This is a genomic window from Lysinibacillus sp. GbtcB16, from assembly GCF_019091145.1.
Classification (GTDB): domain Bacteria; phylum Bacillota; class Bacilli; order Bacillales_A; family Planococcaceae; genus Lysinibacillus; species Lysinibacillus fusiformis.
Genome location: NZ_JAGXJV010000001.1, coordinates 1,787,382 through 1,800,956 on the forward strand (window position 1 = coordinate 1,787,382; position 13,575 = coordinate 1,800,956).

The 13,575-nt window shown below is 38.7% G+C and carries 11 protein-coding genes, 1 pseudogene and 3 riboswitches; of the genes and pseudogenes, 2 read left to right on the plus strand and 10 right to left on the minus strand.

Annotated elements, in window-relative coordinates; translation table 11 throughout:
- Positions 1-27: 27 nt before the first annotated feature.
- A complete protein-coding gene (gene mmgD, locus KVT27_RS08975; RefSeq protein ID WP_036148463.1) occupies positions 28-1,149 on the minus strand; it encodes a citrate synthase in 1,122 nt (373 codons plus the stop codon).
- Between the two features lie 190 nt (positions 1,150-1,339).
- Positions 1,340-1,534: riboswitch (cobalamin riboswitch) on the minus strand.
- Positions 1,535-1,766: 232 nt separating this feature from the next.
- Between mmgD and KVT27_RS08980 the strand changes: the two genes are divergently transcribed.
- Positions 1,767-2,252 (plus strand): NUDIX hydrolase, encoded by a 486-nt coding sequence (locus KVT27_RS08980; RefSeq protein WP_208706121.1) that lies wholly within the window; start codon positions 1,767-1,769, stop codon positions 2,250-2,252.
- A gap of 42 nt (positions 2,253-2,294) precedes the next feature.
- Here KVT27_RS08980 and KVT27_RS08985 read toward each other — a convergent pair whose 3' ends face one another.
- From KVT27_RS08985 to KVT27_RS09020, 8 genes are all read right to left on the minus strand, one after another.
- Positions 2,295-3,110 carry an ABC transporter ATP-binding protein gene (locus KVT27_RS08985; protein ID WP_208706037.1) on the minus strand — a complete coding sequence of 272 codons (816 nt, stop codon included), beginning with the start codon at positions 3,108-3,110 and terminating at the stop codon, positions 2,295-2,297.
- 2 nt (positions 3,111-3,112) lie between these two features.
- Positions 3,113-3,886 carry an ABC transporter ATP-binding protein gene (locus KVT27_RS08990; RefSeq protein ID WP_208706036.1) on the minus strand — a complete coding sequence of 258 codons (774 nt, stop codon included), beginning with the start codon at positions 3,884-3,886 and terminating at the stop codon, positions 3,113-3,115.
- A gap of 10 nt (positions 3,887-3,896) precedes the next feature.
- A complete protein-coding gene (locus tag KVT27_RS08995) occupies positions 3,897-4,700 on the minus strand; it encodes an ABC transporter permease subunit (RefSeq protein WP_309140225.1) in 804 nt (267 codons plus the stop codon).
- Between the two features lies 1 nt (position 4,701).
- Positions 4,702-5,655, minus strand: a complete 954-nt coding sequence (gene nikB, locus KVT27_RS09000) for a nickel ABC transporter permease (RefSeq protein WP_225316168.1) — start codon at positions 5,653-5,655, stop codon at positions 4,702-4,704.
- A gap of 71 nt (positions 5,656-5,726) precedes the next feature.
- A complete protein-coding gene (gene nikA / locus KVT27_RS09005) occupies positions 5,727-7,346 on the minus strand; it encodes a nickel ABC transporter substrate-binding protein (RefSeq protein WP_241605327.1) in 1,620 nt (539 codons plus the stop codon).
- A gap of 144 nt (positions 7,347-7,490) precedes the next feature.
- Positions 7,491-7,683, minus strand: a riboswitch (cobalamin riboswitch).
- A 122-nt stretch (positions 7,684-7,805) separates the two neighbouring features.
- Positions 7,806-10,103 (minus strand): 5-methyltetrahydropteroyltriglutamate--homocysteine S-methyltransferase, encoded by a 2,298-nt coding sequence (gene metE, locus KVT27_RS09010; RefSeq protein ID WP_217581164.1) that lies wholly within the window; start codon positions 10,101-10,103, stop codon positions 7,806-7,808.
- A 280-nt stretch (positions 10,104-10,383) separates the two neighbouring features.
- Positions 10,384-10,562, minus strand: a riboswitch (cobalamin riboswitch).
- Between the two features lie 222 nt (positions 10,563-10,784).
- A complete protein-coding gene (locus KVT27_RS09015) occupies positions 10,785-11,312 on the minus strand; it encodes a GrpB family protein (protein ID WP_217581165.1) in 528 nt (175 codons plus the stop codon).
- 246 nt (positions 11,313-11,558) lie between these two features.
- Positions 11,559-12,176, minus strand: a complete 618-nt coding sequence (locus KVT27_RS09020) for a DUF7010 family protein (protein ID WP_036148468.1) — start codon at positions 12,174-12,176, stop codon at positions 11,559-11,561.
- Between the two features lie 268 nt (positions 12,177-12,444).
- Between KVT27_RS09020 and KVT27_RS27325 the strand changes: the two are divergent.
- Positions 12,445-12,532 (plus strand): annotated as a pseudogene (locus KVT27_RS27325) (IS3 family transposase); the annotation flags it as partial.
- 17 nt (positions 12,533-12,549) lie between these two features.
- Here KVT27_RS27325 and KVT27_RS09025 read toward each other — a convergent pair.
- Positions 12,550-13,314, minus strand: coding sequence for an SDR family NAD(P)-dependent oxidoreductase (locus tag KVT27_RS09025; RefSeq protein WP_217581166.1), 765 nt, complete (start codon positions 13,312-13,314; stop codon positions 12,550-12,552).
- Positions 13,315-13,575 lie beyond the last annotated feature (261 nt).

The window sequence follows — 13,575 nt, forward strand, 5'->3', positions numbered from 1 at the left end:
GCTCTGTGGCGAGTTGTTAAAACTTGATTATACCGACAATTCTTCAAGGTTATGACGCTCGCCTATATAATGAACACGAGGTCTAAATAATCGATTATTGTCATGTTGTTCGATCACATGTGCACATAAACCGATCGTTCGAGAGCCAAAGAAAATAGGCGTATATAATTCAATTGGTAGACCCAGCATGTAATACACTGGCGCAGCGTAATAATCTAAATTTGGATACAAGCCTTTTTCCTCCACCATCACTTTTTCACCAGCTTCACACATGTGATATAAGCGGTCATCACCTTGCTCCAAGCATAATTTATACAAAGCTTCTTTCATGATCTGCGCTCTTGGGTCCATTTTTTTCATATAGACCCGATGGCCAAAGCCCATTATTTTATCTTTATTTTTGAGCTTGTTTTTCAGCATCGCTTCAAAGCCTTCTACAGTCTTAGCTTCAAGCAGCATATACATGACTGCCTCGTTCGCCCCACCATGCAAATTTCCTTTCAATGATGCGACAGCACCAGTTAGAGCACCATACAGATCGGATTGTGTGGAGGCAATAACACGAGCAGCAAAAGTCGAATTCGGCATTTCATGTTCACTATATAAAACAAGTGATTGGTCAAAAATTTCTTCTTCTAATGGTGTTGGTTTTCTTCCAGTAATCATGTAATAAAAATTAGCACTATAAGAAAGCTGACTATCCGGTTTGACAACATCTTGACCATTTAATACACGGTAGCTATTCGCAACGATGTTGGGCATGCCACCTAAAAGTCGATATGCTCGTGTTACATTCCTTTCAGTCGATCGATCATTGATGTGCTGATCATACCCTGCTAACGCTGAAATTCCAGTTCTAAGGCCGTCCATAGCATGTGTCCCATTTGGTAATAAGTTAAAAATTTGAACAAGCTCTTGTGGAACGTGATAGTTTTCTTTCAATTTATCCTGTAATTCAGCTTGTTGCTCAGTAGTTGGTAGGTTTCCGTGCAATAATAAATGGACAATATCTAAATAGGAATATCGCTGAGATAGTTCAATCAAATCGTAGCCCCGTATAACAATTTGGCTTTCTACTACGTCTAAGAAAGACAGTTTTGTTTCCGCAGCAATAACTCCATCAAGACCTGGTGAATACGTTAACTCCATGGATTACAACCCCTTTGTTTAATCATTCTTGTAAGCGTTACCATTCAAACTCGAAAGAACAACAAAAAAACAACTTCTACCCCTTTAGAAGTTGTTAATCTACAAAAGTATGACAGAACAAAAAACAGTGAACTTACATCCATTCACACTCATCATACAGTAGCTAACACCTCCCTATCCTCGTAGGTCAATTGATGCTTATTTAGCGGCAGGTCTCCTGACTTATCATCAACATTCCTATAACACCTTCCCGTTTTGAAGAACAAAACAGTGGTCTCGTTATGGAACTCCTACATACAGTTGCGGGACAGTGTTGGACTCACACCAACTTCCCTTTTAATCAAATGGAATCAAACCCATTTGAACCACCAAAATTTAGCATATTCAATTTGTCTTTTTACCTTAACATAGAGGTTTCCAAACAATCAACATAGGTAAAATTCAGAAAAGACTGATTATAAAAAGCTATTTTTCATTTTTGACGAACTATTCTGCATATTTAAGCATTATTTCGCTCAAAAAAAAGATTGTTAATCAATCCCAATGGAGCTATATTTATGAAGTCTGCTTTAAAAAAGCGATTTGTTTTGCATTACGATGAAACGAGGAGTGACGGGATGGGCTATATAACAGAATTAAGAAAGCTTATCGGTAATAGACCGATTATAAACGTTGGTTCGACAGTTCTTGTTGTTAATGATGATAAGAAAATACTCTTTCAACATCGTTCAGATACATTGGATTGGGGATTACCTGGCGGCTCAATGGAAATAAACGAAACATTAGAGCAGGTTGCTGCGCGTGAACTTTATGAGGAAACTGGACTCGTGGCTAAAGAGTTTGAGTTTATCGGTGTTTTTACAGGACCTGATTATTACTACTGTTATCCGAATGGCGATGAAATCTATACAGTCATTCACCTTTATAGAGCTAAACATGTAAGGGGTGTATTGGAAATGAAAGATGGTGAGAGCTTAAGCCTCACCTATTTCAGTAAGGAAGAACTTCCGAATAATATGGAACAGAGGACGGTCGCTCTCTTAAACAACCTAGAGGGCAAAATATGGGAGTTCGAAAGCTCCTTTACGAAGCTTTCCAAATAACAATGTAAGAATTTTAATAAGGATTTTATTCGCAAAGGTATTTCAGATACTAGTATTCTTGTGAATTCTTTCGCGAGGGTGAGTGGGTAAAATCGCGTTGCATAGCTCAAGTGATGCGGAATGCTTAAATGGTTCACCTTTCATACTTTCCTCTACTAGCTGACCATTTTGCATGACAAGGATGCGATCTGAAATAAAGCGTGTAGCCTGTAGGTCATGAGAGATGAAAATGTAGGCAAGTTGCAAATCCTTTTGTAGTGTCTGTAGTAATTGAATGATATGTTTTTGCAAAATCATATCTAAACTACTAATGGCTTCATCTAAAACAATTAATTTTGGATGTAAGGCAAGCGCTCTTGCAATGTTCACACGCTGTTGTTGTCCCCCACTTAGCTGGGAAGGATACTTTTCGGCAATAGATTTTTCTAACTCTACATGATCAAGTAATTCCTTTACCTTATAATGTCTCTCAGCTGAGCTATAATGCTCGAAATTTAGGTATGGTTCCTCTAAAATTTGAAAAATGGTGTGCTTTGGATTTAATGAATGATAACTATTTTGAAAGACTGCTTGTAAATCTCTCCGTATCATTTTTTTCTGTTGGCTAGTGGCATCATAAAGATTAACCCCTTGAAATAGAATCTCACCGGCTGTTGGCCTTTCCATCCCTAATATAATTCGGCCCAATGTGCTTTTTCCTGAGCCACTTTGTCCAACAATTCCTAAGCATTCCCCCTCCTGAAGTGAAAATGATACTTTCTGTAATACAGGAGCATCCTGTCTTCGCTTGAATATGAACGGTCTATGTGCATAGTTCTTCTCAATATTTCTCACTTCTAGTAGCTTCAATCTTTTCACCTCTAAAACATAATTCGGGATTGTAATAGTTTCTTTGTATAAGGATGCTGAGGTGCATCAAAAAAATCATAGACATTCGCTTGTTCAATTATTTTCCCCTTATACATCACGGCTACATCATCAGCAAGTTCAGCGATAACGCCTAAATCATGTGTCACAAGAAGGATGGCTGCCTGTGTTTCCAGGCGAATACGATCAAATAATGTCAAAACCTGCTTTTGATTGACTGTATCAAGAGCTGTCGTTGGCTCATCAGCTATGTATACCGAGGCTTGAATTGCCAGTGACAAAGCAATCATCACACGCTGTAGCATTCCCCCACTTAATTGGAATGGATAATAGTATAAAAGGCGCTCAGGATTAGGTAAATTAACTTTTGACATGCTTTCAATAGCAATTTGTCTTATTTCATTTTTAGTTATAGCAAAATGAGCTTTTAATGATTCACGAAAATGACTTTCAATGGTTTGAACACGGTCAAAGGCAGTCGAAGGATTTTGCATAATAATAGAAAGATGTCTACCACGATAAGCTCTCATTTGAGCAGCAGTTACCTTCAATAAATCTTGTTGATGGTAGAAAATTTGCCCTTTGGTGATCTGCGCTCTAGTCGGCAAGGCTTGCATAATAGCTTGGCAAAGCATCGTTTTCCCACTACCGCTTTCCCCAATAATTCCTAATACTCGGCCTTGATAGGCTGTTAAATGAATGGAGGATAAAATATTCTGTTCTCCAATTTTGACCGATAAGTCTTTCACTTCTAAAACTTTCTTCATAACTACCCCTTTACTGATCAGGCTTCTTCAAACTACTTGCTAAAACATTACATACTAGGACAACAAAGACGATAGCAAGCCCAGGATATAGCATTAATTCAGGATGTTGGCGGATATATTGCTTCCCTTCATTTACCATCATTCCCCATTCAGGAGTGGGAGCTTGCACACCAAGCCCAATAAAGGAAAAGCCCGCAATCTCTAAAATGACCTTCCCCATATCTAATGCCACAATCGTTACAATCGGTGGCCAAACATGAGGGAGATAGTGTCGAATAATTAATTTTGCACCTGTAGTACCACTGATTCTTGCCGCTAGAATAAAGTCTTTTTCATTCATGCCAATAAATAAACCTCGGATGAGCCTCGAATAATAAATAAGCTGTGTCAAACTAAGTGCAATTAACACATTTTTCAAGCTAGGACCTAGTACACCTAAAAGCCCAAATGCTAGTACAAGTGTTGGAAAAGCTAATAAAATATCGCATATCCGAATAAATAGCGCATCTATTATACCTCTTTTTAAGGAGACTAATGCGCCTAATAGTATCGCTACTAGAATAGCAACTATTTGTATGACGAGCGCCGCACCTAAAGAATACCGAATCCCTAAAAGCAATCGTGAGCAGACACATCTTCCTAAATGGTCTGTTCCTAATGGATAGTCCCATGAGGGTGCTAAAAATTTCTTAGAAATATCGACTGCTAAAGGGTCATGAGGCATAATGAGTGGGGCTAACAGTCCTAGTAAACCAATGATCATTAGTAAGGTGAGACTAATATATCTTCTCATATGTATACGTCCTAAGTTCACTTTACTCTCTCCTATCCTTCATCATCAGATGAGGATCCAATAAACGATGCAATACATCTGTGCCTAAATTGGCGAGCACATAGATGACAGCAATCACCAACACATAGCATTGTACAACGGGGTAATCACGATTCGTTATGGATTCTATTAAATATCGACCAAGCCCCGGCCAACTAAATACTTGCTCGACTATGACAGCACCACCTAGCAAATTTCCGAGTGTCATCCCAAACAAAGTTGATATTGGTATGGCAGCATTCCTCCCCACGTGTCGAATGAGTATGACCGATTTTTTCAAACCTCTAAGCTGTGCATATTTTACATATGGCTGCTCGTATTCTTCGATTATGGCAGAGCGGATAAACTGTGAGAACAATCCGATTGTAGGTAAAGCTAAGGTGAAGGCTGGTAAAACAATATGTGCTACCGAACCTTTTCCATTCGTCGGAAAAATGCCAAGTTTTAAGCTAAAAAGATAGAGTAGGATAAACCCTAACCAAAATGTTGGGATGGATACACTTAGTACTGTAAATAATCGAATGATTTTATCGATAAAGGAATGCTTATATAATGCGCTCACAACCCCTAATGGAATACTAAAAGTTAAAATTAGGATAAATGCTACTATAGCTAATTCAATGGTAGCGGGTAGCTTAGCAAATAGCTCATGAGCCACGGGTAATTTACTAACAAAAGATGTCCCAAAGTCTAGCTGTAAAACGCCTTTTACCCATAGCAGATACTGCATGATAAAAGGCTTGTCTGTCCCTAATTCTTCTCGTAAAGCTTGTATAGCCTCTGGTGTTGGGGCAATTCTTGAGAGTCGAAGGATGACCTCTGCCGGTTCTACTGGTACGAAACGAATAAACACAAAGGTCAGAATAGATACGCCTACTAATACAAATGGAAGTGTGAGAATTCTTTTTACACAAAACATCCAAGTCGATTCGTACATGTCGTCACTTCCTATTTCATCCGATGATAAAAAGAGAGTTGTCCTGGTTCGACACACTCTCTCTTTCATACTTAGTTTTCTTTATCCATTTGTGCATATGGAATGTCATATTCAGAAGCACGTGGTGCAAAATCCTTCATATATGGTTGATAAATAACATTATTCGTTTCATACGATATTGGATAGAATAATGCTTGATCGTGGAACATTGTTAAAATATCCGTATATAGCTGCACACGTTCCTCTTCATCGGTACCAACTAATAGTTGATGTATGTTTGTATCAATCTCTTGAGCATTTGGTAAGCCTAATTTTGCTTCATATACACCACTAGCATTTGGTGTAGCTGATTCATTTGCAAAGCTATGTGGATCAGTCGGCGGTCCATTTGTACGCCAGAAGTTAATATCAACCTGATCATCCATTAATTTTTGCAGACCGACCATAACATCTGCGCCTTCAATATTTAACTGTACCCCTATTTTTGCTAGCTCGCCTTGCATTAACTCCGCCATAGGTTTTTGAATGGCATCAGTAGCAATATAGATTAAATCTAATGTAAGGGGTTGGCCATTTTTCGAACGAATTTTTTCACCCTTCTGTAGCGTCCAGCCCGCTTCATCTAGCAATCTCTGCGCTTTTTCAGGATTATATATAATGGGCGCCAAATCAATATTGGCATAAGGAATTGCATCCCAGAATAGCGTGTTTGCCACTTTTTCTGTACCATGTGTAATACTGTCTATCATTTGTTCTTTATTGATAGCATATTGAATAGCTTGTCGAACCTTTAGCTCAGCTAACGGCCCAGACTGTGTATTGAACAGTAATGCTTTCGTAGACAACGGCTCAGATGTAGCGGTTTTATATTTGCCACTATCTCTTAAATACGTATAGTTATCTAAGCTAATAATCCCTCGACCATAAATGACATCTAATTCTTCATTTTCAAAGGCTAACGAAAGAGATTCCGAATCTGGAATGATCTTAACCTTTATCTTATCTACGAGTGGTTTTTCACCCCAATACTGTTCGTTACGGCTAAATACTGCATATTCATCTTTTTTATAGTCGGTTAATACCCATGGACCTGTGCCAATAGCTGATTGGATGGAATCATTTGTTGCATCGCCGTCTGGGAAGCCATTATCCCCTAAAAAACGGAATGGTCTAACAAAGGCTAATTCGTTTAACACAGGGTAATACGGTTCATCTAATTGCAAACGTATTGTTGAATCATCTACTTTGACGACCTCTTTAATATGATTGACCATACCCATCCAAGAATGCATGTCACGATTCGCTAATACTGCATCAAAATTGCGAATCACATTATCAGCATTAAAGGCAGTCCCATCCGAGTAGGTAACATCCTTGCGTAAATGGAACGTATAGGCAGTTTTATCCTCTGAGATGTCCCAACTTTCTGCTAGCTTTGGCGTAATTGTGCCATCATCGTTATACGCCACTAAAGATTCATAAACCATGGCTTGAGCAGTCATCTGATTTGGTAAATATGTATGTGGATTTAATGGCCCTACATCTAATGGCCATCCAATCGTAATCATTTTTTCATCTGTTTGTTCTGTTGATGCTGAATTTCCTTTGTCCTTTTCTGAGCTTGTACAACCTGCAAGAAAGCTCAAGGTCAAAACAAGCAGGAAAGGCAGTAAATACTTTGTCCATCTCATTTTTTGTCTCCTATCTCTATTCCCTGTTCATATCTACAAATTGAATAGAAAAAGGCATAAAAAAACCTTATTCCACAAGAATAAGGACAGACAAACCTACAAATACGTAAGCTTCCATCCATCTCCCTATCTTTCGTAGATCATCAATGAATCTTCTTACAAGCAGGCATTCTGGCTTATGAATCATCATTTTGCTTCACCTTCCCAAGATAGAACTTAGTGGTAATCGAAACAAAACTCCTCATTTACAGCTGCGGGACAGCATGGGATTTACACCCATTTTCCTTTTAATTGAATGAAAAATACGTTCATTCAAACTTGTAATGCAATATTTGAAATTAGTAATAAACATAACATGCTGAAATGTTCACGTCAATTTTATTTTCTGAATATAATAAAACCTCCATACAAAAAGACCAGGTAGATACCCTGATCTTTGCTTTTATTACATCGTTTTCGTTATCTTGATATAGATTCCTTCACTTCCTGACGTAATATTTTAGTAGCGCCTACCATATTAGCTAAAGCCGCGATTGTTTCTGGCTCTTTCCTTGTTTTTAAGCCACAGTCAGGATTAACCCAAAATTGATGTTTGTCTAGAACTTGTAAACTATCTCTCATAATGGCTAACATTTCGCCTTCACTCGGCACACGTGGGCTATGAATATCGTAAACACCTAATCCGATTCCTTTTGTATAAGGATTTACTTGGAGGGAAGAAATTAGCTCCCCATGGCTACGTGATGTTTCAATGGAAATCACATCTGCATCTAGCGCGCTAATGGGTTCTATGAAATCGTTAAATTCGCAGTAACACATATGTGTATGAATTTGTGTTTCATCCTCAACACTCGATGTAGCAAGCTTGAAGGCATTGACCGCCCAGTCTAAGTAAGTCCCCCATTCTTCTTTACGAAGAGGTAACCCTTCTCGAAGTGCTGGTTCATCCACTTGAATAATGGAGATGCCTGCCGTTTCAAGTGCTTCCACTTCCTTGCGAAGTGCTAATGCAATTTGATAAGCGACATCTTTTCGAGAAATATCATCGCGTACAAAGGACCAATTTAAAATGGTCACTGGTCCCGTCAGCATCCCTTTTACAAAGCGCTTCGTTAAGCTTTGGGCATACGCAGACTCTTTCACGGTAATGGCTGAAGACCATGCAACATCTCCATAAATAATCGGAGGCTTCACACAGCGAGAGCCATACGAAACAACCCATGCTTTTTCAGTAAAGGCAAAGCCCGTCAATTTCTCACCGAAATATTCGACCATGTCTGTCCGTTCAAATTCTCCATGAACTAGTACATCCATATCAAGATCCTCCTGCAAGTGAATCCAGCGCTTTGTTTCCAGTTCAATAAATGCTTCATAGTCTTCATTCGACAATTGCTTCTTTCGCCAAGCATTACGATTTCTTTTCACCTCATCAGATTGAGGAAAGCTGCCGATTGTCGTTGTTGGGAATAGTGGCAGTCCTAACGCCTGCTGCTGTATTTTTTGACGTTGATTAAAATCACTATGTCGCTCAAAATCCTTCGTTGATACGGATTGAGCGGCTTGCTGGATCATTTTATTTTGACGAATCGAATGATTTTTTAGGGCTTCAATGGCCTTCATACTTGCTGAAAAATTATGACGTAGCGTTCCGTCTTGATTTTTTCTATATTTAGTGAGCTCAATAATTTCTTCGATTTTTTCATCAGCAAACGCCAGTGCTTGTTTGAGAACAGGGTCCAGCTTCTTTTCAAGTGAAGTTGATATTGGTATATGCTGAAGGCTACTTGAGGGTTGAATCCACAATTCCTTCGCATCGCTAAGCTTTTCAATAGCTTGAATCGTGGCGTTAGCCTCCGCTAGGTTCGAACGCCATATATCACGACCATTAACAATACCTATAGCTAAAACTTTATCCTGAGGGAAACCAAATTGTCGAAGTGACTCCATATTCCCTTTATAGCCATGTACGAAATCTAAACCAAACCCTTGGACAGGCAATGTAATCAATGTTTCATAGGAACATAATGCTTCAAAATATGTTTGTAGCATGAGTTTTGCTGCTGGAACGGTTGTCGCTAACTGAGTATAGATTTCCTGTACTAGCTTCCGTTCTGCTGAGTCAAGTGTCGTCACTAATGAAGGCTCTTCTAATTGAATCCACTGCGCACCTGCATCTACTAATTCTTGAATAATCTGAGCATAGAGAGGTAATAGGGCTACTAAATATTCAACCTGTGTTAATTTATTGTAGCCCTTAGTTAGCTTATAAAATGTATAGGGGCCAATAAGTGTTGGCTTCGCAATAATACCGAACGCTTCTTTTGCCTCTAAAAAGTCGGCCAATACCTTATTTTCTGTTAGTTGCAACGGTTGCCCTTCATATTCAGGAACAATGTAGTGATAGTTGGTATTAAACCATTTGGTCATTTCACTAGCTACTGCTGAAGGATTTCCTCTCGCTACACTGTAGTAGGTATGTAAATCTACCCTTCCACCTTGCCAGTTAAAGCGCTTGGGTACTAAGCCAAACATTAAGGCTGTATCCAACATTCTATCGTACAAAGTGAAATCTCCCACAGTCACCATATCGATGCCAGATTGTAGCTGCTTTTCAATCCGCGATAACCGAATACTTTTTAGGGTTGCCTGAAAATCCTCTTCCGTTCGCTCTTGACGCCAAAATGCTTCTAACGCCTTCTTCCATTCGCGGTCATCTCCGATATATGGATAGCCAATGAGTGTACTAGTATAAGTCATATTTAATCTCCCTTTCATCAATAAGTTTATGGTTACTTGCTCTTACAAATTTGTGTCATCCCATGCTAGATTCAGTGGCTCTATACGAAAACCAGTAGATTTTGCTCTGGAATACAGAATAGTAGCATGAAAAAAAGCCATTCCCCTTCTCGGAAAATGGCTGCATGGTAAAATTATTTAGACAAAAACAATACGAAAAAGTAGAATTTCCGTAAAATCTTTTATTATCGCACAGTGCCTTTTTGGTCACTATTCACCACCTATTTCCACGTAGGTATTTGGTGTGTACTAGAAATTGGCAGGTCTCCTGGCTTCTCATCAACACGCCTCACAGCCTTCCCGGTTTCCCAGTGGCATTTGTGTTTTGCTCCGAATTACAGTTGCGGGACAGCGTCGGATTTGCACCGACTTCCCTTTTAAGCCAGACTTTCATCTGGCACCATTTCTTACACTCTATTCAGTTATGCCCCTACTATACCATATATTTCAGAATAGTAGAAATTGTTTTTGCATAAAAACTTATATATTTACTCTGTTTTTAATTGTCAACAATTTGGATCTTAGTGATAATGCCTTATAGCACTTTACAAGCTGCACCACAATCTGGCCAATGCCATGAATAAAGACGGTAATTTGACTTTTGATTGTTAAAGTAATACATACCGCTAGTTTAACTGGACATTATTTCCTTTTCTCGTAGATTTCTTTTACGAATCGTTCCTTATAACTAGTGTATTCATTGATCCCACCATTTTTCTCTCCAACAAATTTCATTTTCAGTTCACTGTATTCTTCCCTTGCTGTTTCGTTTGAATTTAAGTAGTTCCTAAAAAAGATTAAATTTTTCCAGAGTTCTTTATTGTATTCTACTAAGTGAATAAAGTGTGTCTTTTCCTCGTAAGTATCATCATTAAACTTCGCAAGCACAATTTCATTAGGACGTTCCACTTTGAGTTTTAAAAAACCAGCTTCCTTTAGCCCTTGAAATATCAATTTGTCAACATTTTCAATATCATCAACACCAACAACTAAATCCAATATTGGTTTGGCAACGATATTCTTTATAGCCGTGCTGCCAATGTGTTCAATTCTATTCTCTTGAATTGAAGTTGTATTAAGAATATCCTGTTTCACCCTATGAAACTCTTTTTTCCACTCATCACAATGTGCTTCTAACCTTACCTCATCTCGTTTTAATCCTAATCTCATTTAGTCACCTCATTTTCAATCTAGTTAACTAATTCGTTCAATTATTTCCTTATCCTGCTTAAACTAAACTACAGTGTTAGTTTAAATACATTACTTACACGATATACTGAATTCTAATACAAGGTTACCAAATTTCGTTAAGATATAAATCACCCAATAGACGGCGAATGACGCAATTCTTTCAAAAGAAATGCACCCATTAGCTGAATACATATTTTACTTTTTCGGTGTAAAGTTCCTTCTCACTTATTTCGGGACGATACCTAGCAATCTTCTGCCCATTAGCCATATTGCAAGACCAGTTCCCCACAAGATCAGGGCAGAGCCAAAGCCCACTACAGACATAAATGTATTGATTTGATGTTCCCCCAGTGTGACTTTTGTAGGTACACAAAGCCATGTCATAATAGCAAGTAAACAAAGGAGTGTGCCTGTAAAATAGTAGAGTCTAACTTGAAACAGAGGTGCCAATGGGAAAAAATGAACACCGACAATAAGAGCTATTACGACAGGTATAAGTTCAGGGTGACGAGTTGCGTTACAAACAGCAATTGTGATGGCTATAGCCAAACCCTCCGCAGCAAAAATGATGTTAAACCAAAACGATGTACGCTTTCCCTGCCTTAAGTCTGTTTTTGAAACCTGATTCGTCAATTCTCTCGATGCGCGTATTAATGAAAAACCGCCGATGAACAGAGCTATACCTATGGCAACAGCAGTAACTAATAATAATGGAACTCCCCAGCCGTGCAATCCCATAATTCCTGTGTACGCCCACAGAGTACCAAAAAACGCCATAAAAAATACACCAGATGCCGTTCCGCGGACTGCGGCACCAGGAATCGCTCTAGATGTTTGTGTCATAAATAAATACCTCCTTTCAACCTAATTATATGTTCATAACACCCACGTAACAGCCTACATCAGTATTAGATTTAGTTCATTCAAGAAAAAATCACCTATACTTTTTTATCATTATATTCAGGCAGGCAATGAATGAACTTCTCTGCCCGGTAATCTCAATACATCTCATTCTACTCATGGCTCTTTTCATGAAGAAAGACGCTTTCCTTATTTCAGAAAAGCACGAGTATTAAGCTCTGAAAGTATGGAACATTTCACTTCAGATTTGGAGAATTACATTTACTATTTACACGAACAAACGGTTGAAAGAAAAATTAAAAGGAATGAGCCCTGCCCAATACAGAGTCCATTCCTAGTAACTACTTAAACTATTCTATAGATGAGATCCTCCACTTGCATCGAGCAATTGACCAGTTACCCAACGGCTGTCTGAGGAAGCAAGAAAGGCGGCGATATCTGCCACATCCTCTGGTTCTCCCCATCTGTTGAAAATTGAAAGACCAGCCGCATATTTTTGTCCTTCCAGGTTTTCCAAAGTATCAGCATTCATTTCTGTATTAATAATTCCAGGCTGGATGGCGTTTACCGTAATATTACGGCTCCCCAATTCCTTGGCTAGAAGACGCGTAAATGTGTCGATAGCACCTTTGGACATACTGTACGTGAAGACACTTGGTGAAGCTGCACGTGTCACAAAGGATGAAATATTAATAATACGCCCTCCATCTTTTAAACGTGGCAAAGCTTGCTGAGTAACAAAAAGTGGTGCTTTTACATTAATGTTCATTACCTCGTCAAATGATTCTTCCGTCGTCTCTTCTAAACTGATAATTTGACCAATTCCAGCATTGTTGACAAGAATATCGAATCCACTACCACCCATATACTCCCAGATTGTATCATCCAAAGAAGTAAATAAATTTTGAATACCATCTAGAGTACTAAGGTCAGCGCCAATCGCGCAAGCATTCCCTCCGCTTTGTTTGATCTTGTCAACAACTGCCTCTGCCTCATTACTTCTTTTCCCGTAATGAACGACGACAAAGGCCCCCTCTTGTGCCAGACGCAATGCAATACTGCGGCCAATTCCTCGACTTGATCCTGTAACTAAAGCGATTTTGCCTGTTAACTTACTCATGCTTCCATCTCCTTGTTCAAACATAGTTATAGTACATAGAGAATTATATCAAGGAACATTATTTGAAATGTTGCTCTCCTATTCGATTTCAAAGAGGTGTTTCCTCGCAACTTTAATTCAATTCTACAGAAATAGCGCCCAATTGTTGAAGATCGTTTCTTATTGAAGTAATGCATCTGTTCGTGGAGTGTAACTTTTGACAATTACTTGATATTATATAGGTGAATAGAAAGGTAAATTAAAACTTAGTTTAGTAGTTGT